The 19,730-nt window shown below is 53.4% G+C and carries 16 protein-coding genes and 1 pseudogene; 15 read left to right on the forward strand and 2 right to left on the reverse strand.

What is annotated here, in order from left to right:
* Positions 1–17 precede the first annotated feature (17 nt).
* Complete coding sequence (gene scfA, locus ON16_RS00540; RefSeq protein ID WP_040658547.1) at positions 18–164, reverse strand: six-cysteine ranthipeptide SCIFF; 147 nt, start codon at positions 162–164, stop codon at positions 18–20.
* A gap of 689 nt (positions 165–853) precedes the next feature.
* Here scfA and ON16_RS00545 point away from each other — a divergent pair.
* From ON16_RS00545 to ON16_RS00600, 12 genes and pseudogenes are all read left to right on the forward strand, one after another.
* The gene (locus ON16_RS00545) at positions 854–2,305 is read left to right on the forward strand and encodes an aminotransferase class I/II-fold pyridoxal phosphate-dependent enzyme (protein ID WP_243441736.1); all 1,452 of its coding nucleotides are present in this window, start codon (positions 854–856) and stop codon (positions 2,303–2,305) included.
* A complete protein-coding gene (gene speE / locus ON16_RS00550; RefSeq protein ID WP_040658549.1) occupies positions 2,305–3,165 on the forward strand; it encodes a polyamine aminopropyltransferase in 861 nt (286 codons plus the stop codon). The genes ON16_RS00545 and speE overlap by 1 nt, the downstream gene beginning before the upstream one ends.
* Positions 3,162–4,025, forward strand: coding sequence for an agmatinase (speB, locus tag ON16_RS00555; RefSeq protein ID WP_202949442.1), 864 nt, complete (start codon positions 3,162–3,164; stop codon positions 4,023–4,025). Before speE ends, speB begins: the two co-directional genes overlap by 4 nt.
* Positions 4,026–4,037: 12 nt before the next feature.
* Positions 4,038–4,766, forward strand: a pseudogene (locus tag ON16_RS00560) (aspartate kinase); the annotation flags it as partial.
* Positions 4,767–4,868: 102 nt separating this feature from the next.
* Positions 4,869–6,128, forward strand: a complete 1,260-nt coding sequence (locus ON16_RS00565; protein ID WP_040658551.1) for a saccharopine dehydrogenase family protein — start codon at positions 4,869–4,871, stop codon at positions 6,126–6,128.
* Positions 6,128–7,336, forward strand: coding sequence for a carboxynorspermidine decarboxylase (gene nspC, locus ON16_RS00570; protein ID WP_040658553.1), 1,209 nt, complete (start codon positions 6,128–6,130; stop codon positions 7,334–7,336). Before ON16_RS00565 ends, nspC begins: the two co-directional genes overlap by 1 nt.
* 437 nt (positions 7,337–7,773) lie before the next feature.
* On the forward strand, positions 7,774–8,148 hold the full coding sequence (locus ON16_RS00575) for a desulfoferrodoxin family protein (RefSeq protein ID WP_040658555.1): 375 nt from the start codon (positions 7,774–7,776) through the stop codon (positions 8,146–8,148).
* A 755-nt stretch (positions 8,149–8,903) separates the two neighbouring features.
* The gene (locus ON16_RS00580) at positions 8,904–9,698 is read left to right on the forward strand and encodes a metallophosphoesterase family protein (RefSeq protein ID WP_040658557.1); all 795 of its coding nucleotides are present in this window, start codon (positions 8,904–8,906) and stop codon (positions 9,696–9,698) included.
* 38 nt (positions 9,699–9,736) lie between these two features.
* Positions 9,737–11,065 carry an ABC transporter substrate-binding protein gene (locus ON16_RS00585; RefSeq protein ID WP_051131443.1) on the forward strand — a complete coding sequence of 443 codons (1,329 nt, stop codon included), beginning with the start codon at positions 9,737–9,739 and terminating at the stop codon, positions 11,063–11,065.
* Positions 11,066–11,291: 226 nt separating this feature from the next.
* Positions 11,292–12,164 carry a carbohydrate ABC transporter permease gene (locus ON16_RS00590; protein ID WP_369384154.1) on the forward strand — a complete coding sequence of 291 codons (873 nt, stop codon included), beginning with the start codon at positions 11,292–11,294 and terminating at the stop codon, positions 12,162–12,164.
* Complete coding sequence (locus tag ON16_RS00595) at positions 12,154–12,990, forward strand: carbohydrate ABC transporter permease (protein WP_040658558.1); 837 nt, start codon at positions 12,154–12,156, stop codon at positions 12,988–12,990. The genes ON16_RS00590 and ON16_RS00595 overlap by 11 nt, the downstream gene beginning before the upstream one ends.
* A 17-nt stretch (positions 12,991–13,007) precedes the next feature.
* Positions 13,008–14,162 (forward strand): ABC transporter ATP-binding protein, encoded by a 1,155-nt coding sequence (locus ON16_RS00600; RefSeq protein WP_040658559.1) that lies wholly within the window; start codon positions 13,008–13,010, stop codon positions 14,160–14,162.
* Positions 14,163–14,820: 658 nt separating this feature from the next.
* On the opposite strand, the gene ON16_RS00605 is transcribed toward ON16_RS00600, so the two are convergent.
* Positions 14,821–15,615: a DeoR/GlpR family DNA-binding transcription regulator gene (locus ON16_RS00605; protein WP_040658560.1), complete on the reverse strand. Its 795-nt coding sequence runs from the start codon at positions 15,613–15,615 to the stop codon at positions 14,821–14,823.
* 347 nt (positions 15,616–15,962) lie between these two features.
* Here ON16_RS00605 and ON16_RS00610 point away from each other — a divergent pair, with 347 nt between their 5' ends.
* The 3 genes from ON16_RS00610 to ON16_RS00620 all read left to right on the forward strand — a co-directional run bounded on the left by ON16_RS00610 (position 15,963) and on the right by ON16_RS00620 (position 19,724).
* Positions 15,963–17,309: a Na+/H+ antiporter NhaC family protein gene (locus ON16_RS00610; protein WP_040659768.1), complete on the forward strand. Its 1,347-nt coding sequence runs from the start codon at positions 15,963–15,965 to the stop codon at positions 17,307–17,309.
* A 131-nt stretch (positions 17,310–17,440) separates the two neighbouring features.
* Positions 17,441–18,658, forward strand: coding sequence for an S-methyl-5-thioribose kinase (gene mtnK / locus ON16_RS00615; protein ID WP_040658562.1), 1,218 nt, complete (start codon positions 17,441–17,443; stop codon positions 18,656–18,658).
* Positions 18,659–18,671: 13 nt separating this feature from the next.
* A complete protein-coding gene (locus ON16_RS00620; RefSeq protein ID WP_040658564.1) occupies positions 18,672–19,724 on the forward strand; it encodes an S-methyl-5-thioribose-1-phosphate isomerase in 1,053 nt (350 codons plus the stop codon).
* Positions 19,725–19,730: the final 6 nt, after the last annotated feature.

Genomic DNA, 19,730 nt, shown 5'->3' on the forward strand with positions numbered 1-19,730 from the left:
TTTTTTATCAGTTTTTCTTACTTACCAGCGTTTTCACACTTCTGGTTGGCAATGCCGCAGCTGGTCTTGCAGGCGGACTGGCAAGAAGTCTGGCATTCGCCGCAGCCGCCGTGCTTGGCGCTTTCGCAGAGATTACGGGTTTCGAGCGTTTTGATTCTTTCCATGATACAAATCTCCATTTCTGCCTGGGCTTTTACCGGTGACGCCACAGACTGTTCACTTAATATTTAGCTTAAAATTTATATCACATTTCGGCTGAATTGTCAAGAAAACGCAGGGAAAGCAACTGCCATTTTAAACCGATCCGTGCAGAAAAATATTTGCCGAATTGACGAGCCTTGCTCCGGGCGTAAAACCGCGAAAAAAATTTTATTCATAAATCTATTGACAAATTGCCGAAAACATGTCATATTTATGCCCATCTTATAAAAATGAGGAGTAAAGAGTTCATTTAGCGAATACTGGGACCACTCCCTCGGGAGTTGAGGCCATACGGACAGCCGGGTCCACTGCCGATTGGTGGTTTTCCGCCTCTTATTGATTGAGTTAAAATCTCAAATTTTATAAGTTGGTTACTTCATAACCAAAATGCGTGATTGCGCAGACTTGTGAAACGGTCAATAAAGAGTAGTAAAAGTATGATTGCTATATAGACTCTAAAGTACCCTCTGAATATCCGCCCCATTCTTTTCGGATTTTGATTTTGTGGCCTTGTGGGAGATTGTCCCGGAGGTGCCGCAGGATTTTTCTGGAAAAATACAATGGAGCTGTGAGAACAGGTTTCAAACACAAGCTGTGTAATAACAGCTTGTGTTTTTTTGTTTTTACGAGGTGCGATATGGAGAAGAAAACAATGTTAAATCAGAATCGTGCGCCTATTTACGAGGCTTTGCAGACATTCCGCCAGATGCGGGTGGTGCCGTTCGACGTTCCGGGACACAAGCGGGGAAGGGGAAACCCGGAGCTGACGGAATTTCTGGGCGAGCGATGCATCAGCATTGACGTGAACAGCATGAAGCCGCTGGATAATCTCTGCCACCCGGTTTCTGTGATCCGGGAAGCGGAAGCACTGGCGGCGGACGCATTTGGCGCCGCCCACGCCTTTTTGATGGTGGGCGGAACCACAAGCTCAGTGCAGAGCATGGTGCTGTCCACCTGCAAGCGCGGCGATAAGATCATCCTGCCGCGAAATGTGCATCGAAGCGTCATTAACGCGCTGGTCCTGTGCGGAGCGATCCCGGTCTATGTGAATCCGGAGGTGGACCAGCGCTTGGGAATCTCTCTGGGGATGAAACGGGAGCAGGTGGCCAGGGCGATTCGGGAAAACCCGGACGCGGTGGCGGTTTTGGTGAATAACCCGACCTACTATGGAATTTGCAGCGACCTCAGGACGATTGTGAACATGGCTCACGAGGCCGGGATGTACTGTTTGGCGGACGAAGCCCACGGCACGCATTTTTACTTTGGAGAGGAAATGCCCGTTTCCGCCATGGCGGCGGGAGCGGATATGGCGTCTGTCTCCATGCACAAAAGCGGCGGCAGCCTGACACAGTCGAGCCTGCTGCTGATCGGGCCGGGGATTCAGGAGGGACACGTCCGCAAGATCATCAACCTGACCCAGACCACCTCCGGAAGCTATCTTTTGATGGCCAGCCTTGACATCAGCCGCCGCAATCTGGCCCTGCGCGGCAAGACCGTGTTTCAGCAGGTGACGGCGATGGCGGAGTATGCCAGAGAGGAGATCAACGCCGTCGGCGGGTACTATGCGTTTGGGAGGGAGTGCGTAAACGGCGACTCCGTGTTTGACTTTGACCCCACCAAACTCAGCGTCCACACCCGCGATATCGGACTGGCCGGGATCGAGGTGTACGACCTTCTGCGCGATGAGTATGATATCCAAATTGAATTTGGCGATATCGGCAACATCCTCGCCTATCTCTCCATCGGGGACCGCCCGCAGGAGGTGGAGCGGCTGGTCAGCGCGCTGGCGGAGATCCGCAGGCGCTATCAGACGGACAGCGGCGGACTGATGAATCAGGAATACATTGCGCCCGAAGTCGTTATGAGTCCGCAGGATGCGTTTTACGCCTCGAAAAAAAGCGTTCCGCTGGAGGAGAGCACCGGGTGCATCTGCAGTGAGTTTGTCATGTGCTATCCGCCGGGAATTCCTATTGTTGCCCCCGGAGAGCGCATCACGTCCGAGGTGCTCCAATATATCCAATACGCAAAAGCGAAGGGGTGTTCCATGACCGGCCCCGAAGACCCCGATATTGAGAACATCAATATCTTACAGGAGGAAGATTGATGGAACTCTGGTTTAGCGAATTTCACACGCCGGATGTCAAGCACAGCATCCGGGTCAATCGGCATCTGTACTCCCACAAAAGCGAGTATCAGCAGATCGATATTTACGACACGCCGGAGTTTGGACGGGTTTTGGCGCTTGACGGAAACGTGATGCTGACGGAGCGGGATGAGTTTATCTACGACGAGATGGTCACCCACGTACCCATGGCGGTTCACCCCGACATTCAGGATGTGCTGGTGATCGGCGCGGGAGACGGCGGCGTGGTTCGGGAGCTGGCCCGCTACGACACGATTCGATCCATTGATCTGGTGGAGATGGACGATCAGGTGGTGGAGGCGTGTCGGCTCTATCTGCCGGAAAACGCCAGTCGGCTGGATGATGAGCGGGTGCATATCTACTTTGACAACGCCTTGCGATTCATCCGCCGCCGCAAGGCGCAGTACGACCTGATTATCGTGGATTCCACCGATCCGTTTGGGCCGTCCGAGTCCTATTTCACAAGAGAATTTTACGGGAGCTGTTGCAATGCGCTGCGGGAGGACGGGATTATGGTAAACCAGCAGGGCAGCCCCTTCTATCGCCACGACGCGGAGGCCATGCAGCGCAGCCACAAGCGGATTGTCAGCACTTTTCCCATCAGTCGGGTCTATCAGGCGCATATCCCAACCTATGCCGCTGGCTACTGGCTCTTTGGCTTTGCCAGCAAAAAGTATCATCCTGTGGACGATCTCAACGCAAAGCGGTGGCGGGCGCTGCATTTGGACACGCAGTACTATACGACCCGTCTTCACGAGGGGGCTTTTTGCCTGCCCGCGTTTTTAGAAAAACTGCTTTTGGAGGTGGAGGAGAAATCATGAAACCTAATGTTGAAACGTTTCTTGGCTGCGATTGCCCGTATGAGGACGCCGAAATCGTTTTGTTCGGCGCGCCTTTTGATTCCACCACCAGCTATCGGCCGGGGGCCAGATTTGGTTCTTCCGCCATGCGGCATGAGAGCTTTGGGCTGGAGACATACAGTCCGTATCAGGATCGGGATTTGTCCGACTGCCGCGTTTTCGACAGCGGAGATTTGGAGCTTTGCTTTGGAAGCGCGGAGTCTGCCCTCGGCGACATCGAACAGCGGACGGCTGAAATTCTGCGGGATGGGAAGCGCCCTCTGCTTTTGGGAGGGGAGCATCTGGTCACGCTGGGGGCTGTTCGTGCCGCGAGTCGAAAATATCCAAAGCTCCACATCATCCATTTTGACGCCCACGCGGACTTGCGGGGCGACTATCTGGGCGCTAAGTTGAGCCATGCCTGTGTGATCCGCCGCTGCCACGATCTTTTGGGAGATGGACGAATCCATCAATTCTGCATTCGAAGCGGCGACCGGGCGGAATTTCAGTTCGCAAAGGAACACACGGATCTGCACCCCTTCGGCTTCGGCGGTCTGGAGGAAGTGGTCGAGCAATTGCGCGTGTTGGACGCGCCGGTCTATTTGACCGTTGATTTGGACTGTCTTGACCCGTCGGTGTTCCCCGGCACGGGGACTCCGGAGGCCGGCGGGGTGACCTTTATGGAGCTGCTGAACGCGATCCGTCTGGCAGGCCGGACAAATGTCGTCGGGGCGGATCTCAATGAACTCGCGCCGATGCTGGACCCAAGCGGCGTCTCAACCGCGACAGCCTGCAAGGTACTGCGGGAGCTGCTGCTCTGCCTCTCGGAAAATCAAGGATAAGGAGCACGATCAATGGCGTTGATTGTACAGAAATTCGGCGGCAGTTCGGTAGCCGATGCCCAAAAGATTCAAAATATTTGCAGCATCATTGCAAGAACGTATGATGCGGGCAACAACGTGGTGGTCGTCCTCTCCGCGCAGGGGGATACCACAGATGATCTGATCGCCAAAGCGAGTGAGATGAATCCCCACCCCTCCAAGCGGGAGATGGATATGCTGCTGTCCACCGGGGAGCAGGTCACGGTGGCGCTGGCCTCCATGTGCATGGAGCGGATGGGATATCCCTCTGTGAGCCTCACCGGCTGGCAGGCCGGTATCCGAACCAGCGAGGATCACGGTTGTGCGCGGATTCGAAAAGTGGCGGGCGGCGCGCTCCGGCGGGAGCTGGATAAGCGCAGAATCGTTTTTGTGGCGGGCTTTCAGGGAATCGACCGCTATGACGAGATTACCACGCTGGGGCGCGGCGGCTCCGATACCACGGCGGTGGCTCTGGCCGCGGCGCTGAAAGCGGATGCCTGCCAGATTTTTACGGATGTGGACGGCGTTTATACCGCCGACCCCAGAATCGAGCCGACAGCGCAAAAGCTGGAGGAGATCAGCTACGATAAGATGCTGGAGATGGCCTCCGGCGGGGCGCAGGTGCTTCATGACCGCTCGGTGGCCTTGGCGAAACGCTATGGAATCGTGCTGGAGGTCCGGTCCAGCTTTACCGGAGGGCCGGGTACGCTGGTGCGTCAAATCCCCGCGATTGGGACTGCCGGTTAAGCGATCGCCCGGCGGCTGCGGAATTGCCTGAAAGGAACATGCGGAGGCATCTCCGCTTATTTTGAAAGGAGAACACAGATGAACAAGGTATTGGTGATTGGATGCGGCGGCGTTGCGTCCGTGGCAATTAAAAAGTGCTGTCAGGTCAGCGAGGTTTTTACAGACCTTTGCATTGCCAGCAGAACCAAGGCGAACTGCGACCGGCTGGCGGCCGAGCTGGAGGGGAAAACCGCCACCCGGATTACGACGGCGCAGGTGGATGCGGACGATGTGCAGCAGGTGATCGACCTGATCAACCGCTACCAGCCCAATCTGGTGATGAACATTGCCCTGCCGTATCAGGATCTCACCATTATGGACGCGTGCCTTGCCTGCGGCGTCAACTATATGGATACGGCTAACTATGAGCCGGAGGACACGGACGATCCGCAGTGGCGGGCTATTTTTGAAAAGCGCTGCAAAGAAAAGGGCTTCTCTGCCTATTTTGATTACAGCTGGCAGTGGGCATATCGGGAGAAATTCGAGAGGGCCGGATTGGTGGCGCTCCTCGGGTGCGGATTTGACCCCGGCGTGACGCAGGCGTATTGCGCCCACGCGAAAAAGCACGAGTTTGACACCATCGACACCATCGACATTCTCGACTGCAACGGGGGAGATCACGGCTATGCGTTTGCCACCAACTTCAATCCCGAGGTCAATCTGCGGGAGGTTTCCGCCCCCGGAAGCTATTGGGAAGACGGACATTGGGTGGAGATTCCGGCAATGAGCATCAAGCGGGAGTACAAGTTTGACGCCGTTGGTCAAAAGGACATGTATTTGCTGCATCACGAGGAGATCGAGTCTCTGGCGGAAAATATTCCGGAGGTAAAGCGCATCCGCTTTTTCATGACCTTCGGTCAGAGCTATCTGACCCATATGAAGTGCCTGGAGAATGTGGGGATGCTCTCCACCACGCCCGTTGAATTTAACGGCCAGCAGATCGTGCCGATCAAGTTCCTCAAAGTGCTGCTGCCGGACCCCGCCAGCCTGGGGCCCCGCACCCACGGAAAAACAAATATCGGCTGCATTTTTACGGGGAAAAAGGACGGCAGGGAAAAGTCCTATTATATCTACAATGTCTGCGACCATCAGGCGTGCTACAAGGAGGTGGGCAGTCAGGCGATCAGCTACACCACCGGAGTGCCCGCCATGTGCGGCGCGCTGATGCTGCTGACCGGAAAGTGGAATCAGGCGGGCGTGCACACGGTGGAGGAATTTGACCCGGACCCCTTCCTTGCCGCGCTGGATCAATATGGACTGCCCCGCAGCGAAAGCCAAAGCCCGGTGCCGGTGGACTGATGGAAATCACCACGGCGCAGGTTTTTTCAGGACTGGCAGGGCAGGACCCGGACGTGTTGTTCTCCGCCCTGCCCACGCCCTGCTATGTCATTGATGAAAAGCAGCTGGAGCGCAACGGCACCTGCCTTGCGGAGCTGGCAAAACGCACCGGCTGCAAGGTGCTTTTGGCGCAAAAGGCGTTTTCCAACTTCGACTTTTACCCGCTTCTGGACGGCTGTCTTGCGGGAACGGAGGCCAGCGGACTGTACGAGGCGAGACTGGGAAAGGAGGAGATGGGCGGCAGAGAGGTTCATGTATTCTGCGCCGCCTATCGGGAGGACAGCTTTGAGGAGCTGCTGGACTACGCCGACCACATTGTATTCAATTCCCCTGGTCAGCTGAGACGGTTTGGAACGAAGGCAAAGCAGAGGGGAAAGAGCGTTGGTCTGCGGATCAATCCGGAGTGCTCCACGCAGGAGGGACACGGCATCTATGACCCCTGCGCGCCGGGAAGCCGGCTGGGAACCACAAGGGAGCTTTGGGACAGGGAAATGACCGAGGAGCTGGTCGGCTTTTTGGACGGACTTCACTTTCACACGCTTTGCGAGCAAAACGCGGACGATCTTGCGCGTACTCTGGAAGCCGTGGAGAAGCGTTTCGGGGAATTTCTGCCCCGCATGAAGTGGCTGAATATGGGGGGCGGACACCATATCACCAAAGTGGGATATGATTTGGCGTGTCTGGAAAAAACGATTGCCTACGCCCAAAATACTTGGGGCGTGGAGGTCTATCTGGAGCCGGGAGAGGCCGTTGCCTTAAACGCAGGCTATCTGGTCAGCCGTGTGTTGGACGTTATCGAAAACGGAGCCGTTCCAATCGCGATTCTGGATGCCAGCGCCGCGTGCCATATGCCGGATGTGCTGGAGATGCCCTACCAGCCGCCGGTTTATTGCGCGGATGCCGATCCCGCCCGGGGGTATCCGTACCGCTTGGCGGGGCCTACCTGCCTTGCGGGGGATGTGATCGGAGACTATTCTTTCCCGCGGCGGCTCAAAGGGGGCGACATGGTGCTGTTCGGCGATATGGCCATTTATACAACCTGCAAAAACAACACGTTCAACGGTATGCCCCTGCCGGATATTTGGAAGCTGGACAAGGAAAAACAGCTTGTCCGGCTGACCCAATTTGGCTATGAGGATTTTAAGCGGCGCTTGGGAAAGGGGATATAAGCGGAAAGACTGCTTGGGACGAAAGCAAATATACCAAGCTGTCGGCGGAAAGAAAGCAGCGTATACCGACGATTATTTTGCCGCTGTTGTATGGTGCCATTTCAGCCGCGCTGCTTAGCCTCCAGTAAACCATTGGGCATTTTCCTAACACGGGCTTGAACCAATTGTTTAATTTACCCCTTGATAACTTTTCCATTTCACTGTACAATTTTCTTAAGCGTAGTTTGTTTTGCTGTTAAAATGGTGAGAAAAACCGCAGCGGACGTTGTGCCAAGCCTTCTGCAAAACATGGCGGGACAGTCGACCGCTATGGAATGTACCATTCCCTTGAGTCTGCCCTATGCAGCGCCGGGCAATTTGAAGCGGTTTCCGGCACAGGGCTAGGCCCTGTGCTTGAGGCAATAAAATAAAATTAAAAATCAGGAGGTAAAAAGAAAATGGAGCAGCAGTTTTTTATTTGTGAGCATTGCGGCAATATCATCTCCATGGTGAAGAGCTCGGGTGTCCCGGTCGTGTGCTGCGGCCAGAAGATGACGGAGCTGAAAGCCAACACCACCGACGCCGCCGTGGAAAAGCACGTTCCTGTTTACGAGGTTAAGGGCGACAAGGTGTACGTTACCGTGGGCTCGGTGGAACACCCCATGCTTGCGGAACACTTCATTGAATGGGTTTCCATTCAGACCAAGTTTGGCAGTCAGCGCAAAACTCTTGAGCCCGGTCAGGCTCCTAAGGTCTGTTTTGCGCTCTGCGAGGGCGACGAGGTGGAGGCGGTTTACGCCTACTGCAACCTCCACGGACTCTGGAAAGCATAAAAACTACGGGCCGCTCCCCATTGGGAGCGGCCCGTTTGAATTACCACGGGTTGAGAGAAGCAGACCTGATGCAGCAAAGACTCGATTCGTGCATCGTCGTTATTATGCACAGATAAGCAGATATATGGTGTGCTTCATGGGGAGAGATGGTGTTAAGAAAAAAGCCGGAATCTCCTGATCGGACCTTGTGGCCCCGTCAGAAGATTAGCGTGTTTCCTTCAAGAACCATGATTCAAACGGACAGTTTCTTTTCCTGCCAAACAGCGCAGGCATCCGCCGCTTGCCGCTCCGGTTCTGAACTCAGAAGGAGCGGCAGGCGTTTTTTATGAAAAGCAGCCGAATAGCGACTGGCGCCCACTCCGCCTTTCAAGCCCACAACGGAAACGTTGTGGGCTTGTATTTTATCACTCAATTCTCCAAGAGTACAGCAACCAACCTCTTCGACGGCCTTCTTTATATATGTTCAAATTTTAAATTCACATAGATTCACCGTTCAAAATGTAAAAAAATTTTTTAAAAACGCACGCGCAATATAGGGTTTCAGACAGGAGTGACGCCCTTGTCAAGCAGCATGTTGATCTAAAATCAGCTGGTACAATTCTGCTTATTTATAAAAAAATCCAAAGATTCGACTTGTTGGTGCCGTCTCCAAATCTTTAACAAAAACTCGATAACAGATTTTATGTGGCCTCAGTAAAATGTAGTTGTTCTCAACAGAGGACAAAGTTGCTGAACAAACAAAGAAAGGAGAATTTATGGAACAATTACGCATTGCGCAGGTATCTGACCTGCACGTTTTGAAAGATTATCGAAATTCGATGTTTGACCGGCTTCCTCTGCTGCAGACGGAACTTCCTGCCAATTACGTGCAGGTTGCGCTGAGGGAAATTGCGGAGGCAAAACCAGATATTTTGGTACTGACCGGCGATTTGGTGCATGAGGGCTCCGCAGAGGATTATAGGTTTTTAAAAATGCTGATTGACCGGTATTGTGACGGAATTCCTGTTTTGCCCGTTTTAGGCAATCACGATCTGAAACAGAGCTTTTACCGGGGCTATTTGAATGAAGACCGGACGGGGCGCTACTATTACAAGAATGAACAAAACGGATATCGCTTTTTGGTTATAGACACTGCAGTCGAGCGAAATGGCTGCGGCGACATTTCCTCCGAGCAGATTGACTGGCTGGAACAGGAACTGTCTCACGCTTCGGAAAACGGTACGATTCTGCTGGGGCATCACCCCCTCCAAAGTCGACAGGCATGGTTTCATACGGACTATGACGCACGGCTTGGCGATATTCTGGAAAAAAGCGATGTAATCGCCTATCTCTGTGGGCACGCCCACTATGCAGAGGATCGCACGATTTGCGGCATTCGCCAGATCACCGCCGAGTCCTGCGCATTTGGCGTGGAAACAGTCAGTGATACCGACGTTATCTATACGCACACCCGCGGTTACAACACCTGCTGGCTTGAAAATCGGGAGATCATTGTCCACCAGCATCAGATGTTTCCTGTACATCCGCAAATTTGTAAATTTGCATTTTAAGGAAAAAAGATTGAAAAATTAGGACAAGGAGATTAAACGTGAACATCAAAAAGAAAATTTTGACCCTGCTGCTGTCCTCCGCTCTGCTGGTGGGCGCTTTGGCCGGATGCGGCAACCCCGCCGTATCCTCCGGTTCAGGCTCTGCGGCGGCAACTGGCAGCGGTGAAAAAGTCAAGATCCAGTACTGGCACATCAACGGCGAAAATCAGGGCGGCGCCGCCGTACAGGAATTTATCGACGGGTTCAATGCCAGTCAGGACCGCATTGAGGTGGAGGGCCGCTACAACAACGGTTACGACGAGCTGCTGAAAAATCTGCAGGCGGATACCGCCGCCGGAAACGCCCCCGCCATCGTGCAGGTGTCTTGGTCCAATATCGAGTATTTCCCCGCCAACTTTGCCTATGTCAGCCCAAATGAAATTGTCAGCAGCTACTACCCCGAAGATTCCAACTTTCTCAGCAGCACCTTTGAGGACAGTATCCTGAATCTGGCTAAGAACAATGATGGGATTCTGGCCGGTGTGCCGTATTCCGTTTCCAACCCGGTTCTCTACTACAATGCAGATCTGCTAAAAGCGGTCGGGCTCTCCGAGAACGGCCCTCAGAGCTGGGATGAGTTCGTGGCATTTGCGAAGGCCGTCAAGGAACAGACCGGTAAGTTCGGTGCCTATCTGCAAGAGGGGGATACTTGGGTGCTGCAGGCCATTCTGGAATCCGGCGGCGCTTCCATGCTGACCTATGAGGGCGGCGCCCCCACCGCCACGTTCGCGTCTGACAAGGGGAAGGCGGCCATGCAGTCCTATGCCGACATGGTTTTGACCGACGGGTCCGCTGTTCACCTGACATCCAACGACGATGGCTTAAAGGCATTTAACGACGGGGAAGTTGCAATGTGCATTTCCTCTATCGCCAAGGCCACCAATATCATCAACTCGGCCAACTTTGATGTTCGCTCCACTACATTCCCTGAATTTTCCGGCGAACAGCGCGCGGTGCCCGCCGGTGGCTGCTATCTGGCAATTACCGCTCAGGACACCGAGGAGCAGAAGGCCGCGTGGGAATTTATCAAGTTCCTCTGCAACGATGACAACTCTGCAAAGTGGGTGGCCGGCACCGGCTATGTCCCGGCCACCAAGGGTGCGGAAAACTCTCAGATTCTGAAGGATTATTTGGGGAGGAACCCCCTCATGCAGGCAGCCATGAATCAGCGGTCAAACGCAGTCCAGTGGACGGCATGGCCCGGCTCGGCGCTGGAGGCGCAGCGGGCGCTGATTGATATGCGGGATCAGATTTTGGGCGGAACGAAAGACGTCAACACCGCCATGGATGAGTGCCAGACAAAGGTTCAAAGCCTGATTGAAGGGTAATTGGAACACAAGACAAAGGCGTCAATGTCTCAGCGGAAACGCAGGGACACTGACAAAAGACAGAAAGGAAGCCGGACTGGCTGCCCGGCTTTCCTGTCCAAATTTATTGTAGTAGGAGAGTACATTGGATCATTCAACGAAACTACAAAAGACGTCTGGGTACAGCGGCTTGAAAAGGGGCCCCCTTGGACAGCCGAGGCGTCTTGAGCAGGGATTCCGCCTGAGGGTGCGAGAGCTTCGGGCCTATTTGCTGCTGGCGCCGGCTGCCGCTATCTTCACGGTGTTTATGTTCTATCCGCTGGCATACACCGTCTATCTCAGTTTCTTTGACTGGAATATGACCAGACCAGTCAAAAAATTTGTGGGGCTTGCAAATTACATCTCCATTTTTACCGACCAGAGTTTTGGAAAAATCATGGGAAACACGCTCCTGTACATCGTTCTCCTGCTGGTCATGAATTTTGTTGCTCCGTATATTTTCTCCTTTGTGTTATCTTTCGTTGTAAAAAAGGGGAAGAGCTTTTTTAAGAGCGCAATTTTCCTGCCCAGTGTCATTTCCTTGGTTGTCGGAACCATGATTTTCGTCTGGCTGCTAAATCCGCTCTCCGGGCCGGCTGCATCTCTGGCAAAGGCTCTGGGGCTGTCTGTTCCCATCTGGAGTAATACGCAGGGACTGGTTATTGTTGTAATCTCCGTCATTACCAGCTGGAAAATCTTTGGCTATAACTTTATTGTAGTGCTGGCTGGTGTTTCCAGCGTCCCGCTGGAGGTTGTGGAGGCCGCCCGGGTCGACAAAATCCCGACCTGGCGGATTTTCTGGAACATTGTGGTTCCCATGAGCAGCTCCACGGGAATCTATGTGTTGATTCTATCCATCGTCACGGGAATGCAGCAGGTCTTCACTCCCATCAACATGGTGACACGGGGCGGGCCGGATAATGCCAGCACCAATCTGGTTTACGCCGTATACGATCAAGCGTTTGGCTTCTTTAAAACTGGAACGGCCTCTGCCTATGCAATTCTCATAATGATTCTGTTCGCATTTCTGCTGTTTCTTGAGTTTAAGTATGTGGAAAAGGGCGTGTACTATGAAAACTAAACATCGGCCCGCAACGAGCCGTCAGTTCGGATGGTACATCCCTCTCATACTTCTGGCGGCAGCCGCAATTGTGCCCATTGTCTTTGCGCTGCTCTATTCCTTCAAGCCGCTGCAGAGCATTTTCGGAAACTCCAACCTGCTGACCAGCGGATTTACGCTGGAAAACTACCGCAAGATTGCGCAGCAGCTCCCTATTTTACAAATTACCCTGAATACGGTAGCGGTCGCCGTTCTGGTCACGGTGTTCAAGTTGCTAACCAGCATTCTGGCGGCATATGCTTTTGCCTTTATGCGCTTTCGGGGAAAGACGGTACTTTACTTTGTCATGATCAGTACGATCTTTATTCCGTTTACTGTGACGATGATTCCAAACTACATCACCATTTCCAAACTGAGCCTGTTTGATAATATTGTGGGCATTGCCCTGCCCCAGCTGGCAGACGCCAGTGGTATTTTCTTGCTGCGGCAGACAATGCGGTCCATCCCAAAATCTCTGTTGGAAATTGCGGAGATGGATAACATTGGGCGGATGCGTTCTTTAAGGGACATTATTCTGCCCATTTGCAGGCCGTCCATTGTCGCCACCGGCATTATCTTTTTCATCAACTCCTGGAATGAGTATGTCTGGCCAACCCTGATTCTGCGGAAAAAGGAGCATTATACGCTCTCCTTGGCAATGCAGCTGTTCAGCAGTTCGGAGGCCGGCACAGAGTTTACCTCCATTATGGCAATGGCCGTCATTTCGATGCTGATTCCGGTAGTATTGTACCTGATCTTCCAGCGCTATATCATGAGTACCTTTGCCTCTTCCGGAATTAAGGGCTAATCGAGAAAGGATTATCTATGGTAGATAAATACACCATTAAATTTGATCACGTAGAAAAATCATATCAGAACAACACCGTCATACCCGATCTGAATCTGACCATTCCGGCAGGCGAACGCCTGATTCTTCTCGGGCCATCCGGCTGCGGCAAATCCACGACACTGCGCATGATCGCCGGGTTGGAAGAAGTGACAGGCGGCGAACTCCGGATAGGCGGCAGGCGGGTCAACGAAATTCCATCCGGCGAACGGAATATCGCTATGGTTTTTCAGAACTATGCGCTTTACCCCCATATGAGCGTGGAGGAAAATATCGTTTACGCACTACGCGTCCACAAAATGAACCGGGAGGAAATGCAGCGGCGGCTGGAGACGGCGCTGGAAATTCTCAATCTGAAGCCGTATGTGAAGCGCAAGCCCCGAGAACTGTCCGGCGGCCAGCGCCAGCGCGTTGCCTTGGCCCGGGCACTTGTAAAGCAGTCCCCTTATCTGCTGCTGGATGAACCGCTCTCCAATCTGGATGCGCAGCTGCGCGGTCAGGCCCGCAAGGAATTGGTCAAAATCCACGAGCTGTACCATCAGACATTCATTTATGTGACGCACGATCAGGTGGAGGCTATGACGGTTGGACAGCGGATTGCTCTGATAAACCAGGGAGATCTGCAGATGGTTGATACGCCCTACCGCATTTATAACAGACCGGCAAACGTGTTTACTGCGCGATTCATCGGCTCTCCCGCCACCAACATTCTGGATGCGCAGTGGGACGGACGGGCGCTGTATATTCTGGGGCAGAAGACATCCCTCCCCGACTGCTGGAGTCGGCTGATTGCCAGAAACGGCGAAGAAGCGGTCTATCTTGGCATTCGCCCAGAGCATATTCGTCTGCAGGCAGGCGTTTGCGAAAACGCGTTGTGCGGGCAAATCCGCTATATTGAAGATTACGGAAGCAAGCGCGGTGTTTACGTGGCGGTCGGCGATACGGAGGTCGTCTGCATTTGTGACTGTCCACCCTGTGGAGCGGGTGAAACGGTATCGTTTTATCTGGATAGCGACCACATCCATCTGTTCAGCCGCAGTACGGAAAAGTCTTTGGGATATCCCGAGGAGGTTTCGGATGACCAAGTGCTGCAGCCTTTGATTCTGGAACGGCACGACAGTGTTCCTGCCTGATTTTCTGAGACAGAGGGGGTGCAGGCGGCCTGCTCAGATGCAGGACAGCCCAAAAGCAGATAGGAGTGGCCCAACCTGCTCAAATTAAACGCTGCAACAAGGGGATGGCAGACAGTTTTTGCTTGGGACTTAAAAACCAAAAGAGTGATTCGCCAGCGCAAGAGGAACCTGATAGGGCAAGCCGCTTGCTGCTGCCATTGGCTCCGGTGGAAATACTTCTGACAAAAGAGGACTGGTTCCGCAGTATGGAACCAGTCCTCTTTGCTAGTTGTGGTGGGAATTGACGGGGCTTGAACGCCGCGATCAAACCACCTCGCGGGGACTCTTTCATTGCGGGGAAATGTGTCGCGCTGCACTAAACCAGAAAATAGCTCCCACGGTGAACGCATCTCTGCGTTTGCCGTGGGAGCTTTCCTTTATTTATGGGAGATACATCGGCGGAGAACGCTGAAATCCCGGCAGCAGATAGATTTGCAGTTCATAGCTGCGTTTGATTTTCTCTACGGCGCGATCCGTGGTGATGTGCCTGTTCGCAATTTTTCACAAGGGCGAACAGCTTCCCGGCTGACGAGAGAACGAACCGCATTTTAAGGTGATATGTTTCCCGGAGGCAGCCGATTGCAGTTTGGAGATGGTAAATTTCAAGCGGAATCCTGCGTCAAATGGATGTGTCGCCGTCGGCATTAAGCGCATAATCGAGAAGAATTTGATTTTCCCGGCAGAACTCTGTCCACTGGGTTGGCAGACACTCATCGGTGATGATGACGTCAACGGATTTCAAGTCGCCAAACAGAAGGTTGGCGCTGGCGTCGAACTTGGTGTGGTCCAGCAGAAGAATCTTCTGCTGCGAGTGGAGCAGCATATTGGCCCGGACCTTTGATTCGTCGAGGTGATTGTCCGACATGCCCTGCCCCAGCGTGACCTTTGGACAGCTGATAAAGGAGCGGTCTGCAAAGTAACCGGAGAGCGTGTCCGTGGTGTGATACCCGACAAAAGAAGAAGTCCTGCTGCGGAACGAACCTCCCAAACAGATCAAATTGATATTGGAAACCTGATCGTTGCACAGGTCGCAGATTAAAAGAGAGTTCGTAATAATTGTAATGTTGAGTTTTTTGCTCAGCAGCAGCTCCGCCAGCGTAAGACAGGTGGTGCTGGAGTCCAGCATAATCACGTCGTTTTCCCGCACATAACGCAGCGCCTGACGAGCCAGCCGGGATTTCAAATCCGGGTAATACACCTTGCGAAGTTTGGTCGGATAGCTCTTGTCGTATTTGTCCATCAGATAGGCGCCGCCGTGTGTCCGGGTCAGTTTGCCAATGGATTCCAGCTCTTTTAGATCGCGGCGGATGGTCTCTTCACTGCATTGCAGCTGCTTACTCAAATTTGGAATCAACACGCTTCCGTTCTTTGTCAGTTCCTGCTCAATGGCGGTCTGACGATCAATTTTCAGCACAGACATTCCTCCAGTTCTCACAAGTATAGTAGATATTTTTGGAAATTGCAAGATAATTGTGCTTGATATCAACAAATATCAACAACAATATGTTGATATTGCAAAATTTTACCCATAACAATTCATGCACGTTGAAAGAAAATGTGCAAATTGTAAAATGATATGTTGATTTGTGTTAATTTTTGTTGTATTATTTTGCTATGGAAGAGCGAGGTGAAAGGAGGGCGATGGTCGCTCGCTTTGGCTGTCAAAAAACCACAACAAAGGAGAAGCACCACTGCGCATATCCAATCGGCCCGCCTTGCAGACGTCGGATTGTTGAAAACGCAAAACGAAAGGGGAAAATCATGGACAACGGAAATAAGAAGGGAAACTTTATCGGTCTTCTGCCTCTGATCATTTTTGTCGCGCTGTACATCATTTCCACCGCGATTACCGGCGACGCCGGAACGATGCCTCTGAACGTTGGTATTCTCATTGCAATTATTTTTGCATTCATTTTCTGCCGCAAAAAACGCAAGGCTGACGGCCTGAAATTTGACGACATGGTCACGAGTTTTTGCAAAGGCGGCGGCGACGACACGCTGATCCTGATGTTTTTCATTTTCCTGGAGGCTGGTATTTTCTACTGCGTGGCCGGTGGTATGGGTGCGGTCGCTTCTGCTTCCAATCTGGGCTTGAAGCTGCTGCCGGCAAACATGGTTCTGCCCGGCCTGTTCCTGATCGGCTGTGTACTGAGCTTTTCCATGGGTACCTCCATGGGCACGGTCACCGCCCTGATGCCCATCGGCATCGACATTGCCACAAAGACCGGTATGAGTCTGCCGCTGGTCTGTGGAATTGTCGTTTCCGGGGCCATGTTTGGCGACAACCTCTCTTTCATCTCCGATACGACGATTGCCGCCACCCGGACGCAGGAGGTGCAGATGAAGGATAAGTTCAAGGCCAACTTCCTGATGGTTCTGCCCGCTGTGCTTGTGACCTTTGTTTTGTGCATCTTCCAATCCAGCGCCGCGGCGCTGGATAAGAGCACCTTGACATGGGATCTGATGCAGCTGATTCCCTATGTGCTGGTCATCGTGCTGTCGCTCATGGGCGTGCATGTGATTCTGGCCATGGGCGCCGCCATTGTGGCGGGTCTTGTGATCGGAGTTGCGCAGGGCAGCTTCACACTGGTCACGGCGCTCTCCACCGTCGGCGATGGCATCAAGTGCATGGAGGATACCGCCGCAATTGCCGTTATGGTGGGCGGTCTGGTGGCGCTGATGAGCTATCTGGGCGGTATCGACTGGCTGCTGAACAAGCTGACCAAGCGGGTCAAGAGCAGCCGCGGCGCGGAGCTGTCCATTGCGGCGCTGGTTACCTTGCTGGATTTGGCGACCACCAACAACACCATCTCCATCATCACCGCCGGCCCCATTGCCAAGGATATCTCCGATGAGTTTGGCGTTTCCCGCGTGCGTACCGCCAGCATTCTGGACCTGTTCTCTTCCGCCGGAAACGGTGTGTGCCCGTGGGCGGGACAGATTTTGGCCGCCGCAGGTCTGGCCGGGGTTTCCACGCTGTCCATCGTGCCGTTTTGCTGGTACAGCATCCTGATGTTCGTTTTCGGCATTTTCTTTATTCTGATCGGCTGGCCCAAGGGGCTTTCGTCCAACAGCGTCAAAAAAGATGCGGAAAAAGCGGCAAAGTGATATAAAATGAATAGACAAAGCGCTCTAAGAGCAGATCATAATTTCTGATCCGGCGCGGAGAGGATAGGGGGATTTGGGATCGAATCGACCCCTATCCTTTCCACCGTAATAGAAGAGGAAGGATGTATCACATGTCTGAGTTTGATCAGTTTTTCTTAATGAAGGTGGATGATGTCAAGCGCTATACCGTTGACGTCCTGCATTATTTTCAGCCGGGCGATGACATTCGGTGCGTTGAGATCGGCGATGGAAATATCAACTATGTGTTCCGGGTCTGGACGGAAAAGGACGGGAGATCGGTCATCGTCAAGCAGGCGGACAAGCTGCTTCGTTCCTCCGGGCGTCCGCTGGACATCTACCGCAACAAGATTGAGGCTCAGATTTTGATGCTGGAGGGCAGGTTGGCGCCCGACTACATCCCGGAGGTCTTTTACTATGACGAAACCATGGCGGCGCTGTCCATGGAGGATATCTCCGCCTATGGCAATCTCCGCAAGGAGCTGATGGAAAATCACGTCTATTCCCATCTGAGCGAAAACCTCTCCACCTTTTTAGCCGATGTGCTGCTGCCCACTACCGACCTTGTCATGGACCGGCAGGAGAAGAAAAAGCAGGTCAAGTTCTTTATCAATCCGGAGCTGTGCGACATCACAGAGGATCTGGTTTTGACGGAGCCCTACTACGAACCTTACTATAATCCCCGCAACAAAAACATCATCACTCCCGGCAACGAGGCCTTTGTCCATGAGTTCCTTTTTGCGGATGAGAACTTGAAGGCCGAGGTTGCCCTGCTCCGCAACAATTTCATGAACAATGCGCAGGCTTTGATTCACGGCGATCTGCACACCGGCTCCATCTTTGCCAATGAAACAGGCGTGAAGGTCATTGACCCGGAGTTTGCGTTTTATGGCCCGATGGGCTATGATATCGGCAATATGATCGGCAATCTCTTTTTCTCGTGGGCGAACAAGGCGTTTACCATGCCCGGGGAAAAGAAAGCGCTGGCAGCGCTGGAAACCACCATTGCCGAGCTGTACGACAAGACCCGCCAAAAGCTGGAGGCCAAGTACGACGAGCTGGTGAGCTTCCCGTTCTACCGCATCGCCAGCTTTCAAAAGCAGTATCTTGACAGCGTCATGGCAGATGCCGTCGGCTATGCCGGAACGGAGATCATCCGCCGGGTTGTGGGGGATTCCAAGGTGATGGAGGTGACAAGCGTCACCGATCCCGTCGTCCGGATTCCCATGGAGCGGGCGCTCATCAAACAGGGCATCGCCCTGATTAAAAACCGGGCGGTTTTCCACGCCGGCGCGGAGCTGACCGAGCAGTTTCGCCTGATTCTGGCATAAGGAGGTGTTCATCATGCATCGCTGTGATGATAACATGCCGTTTTTGCTGCAATACGAACATGTGGCATGGTACGAAAACGGCAGGGTACGGATTTTGGATCGGCGCATTTATCCCACCGAGGTCCGCTTTGTGGAGTGCGTCACCTACCACGAGGTGGTGCGGGCCATTGCGGACATGGTGACCCAGAGCGCTGGGCCCTATACCGCGGTGGGCATGGGCATGGCGCTGGCTGCCTACGAGTGCCGTGACAAGGGCAAGGCGGAGCAGGCGGCCTTTTTGAAGCAGGCAGCCTATGATCTGGCTCACGCCCGACCCACGACTGCAAACCGCTACGGCATCATTACAAACCACTGCGCGGACGTTGCCGCGCAGGCGCTGGAAAATGGGGAAGACCCCATTGATAAAATTGTGGAGGCCACGGTGGAATCCCTGAACCGCCGCTATTCCACTATGCAGACCGTGGGCGACTATCTGGCGGATTTGATTCCGTCCGGCGGCACAATTCTGACCCAGTGCTTCGGCGAGACGATCATCGGAACGGTGATGCGCGCCGCTAGGAAGCAGAATAAGACCTTCCGCGTTTTCTGCGCGGAGACCCGGCCGTATTTGCAGGGCGCGCGGCTGACCTCCAGCTGCTTTGCCCAGATGGGGTTCGATACCACCGTCATCACCGACAATATGGTGGCCTATGCCATGCAGCATGAGGGCATCGACCTCTTTACCTCCGCGGCGGACACCATCGCCCGGGACGGACATATCGCCAACAAGATCGGCACGTTCCAGATTGCCATTCTGGCCAAGTACTTTGGGGTTCCGTATTTCGTCACGGGGATTCCCGATCAGGACAAGATGAGCAGGCAGGACATCGTGATCGAGATGCGGGACCCCGCGCAGGTTTTGAGCTATCGGGGAATTCCCAATACCGTGCCGGAGGTCAAGGCGATATACCCATCCTTTGATGTGGTTCCGCCCCACCTTATCTCCGGCGTCGTCACCGATCAGGGCGTCTACGCGCCCTATGTGCTCAATCACTACTTTGACCGGCAGGTCAAGGCGTTTTATTAATCTGGC

The organism is Oscillibacter ruminantium GH1 (genome assembly GCF_000307265.1).
GTDB classification, from domain to species: Bacteria; Bacillota; Clostridia; order Oscillospirales; family Oscillospiraceae; genus Oscillibacter; species Oscillibacter ruminantium.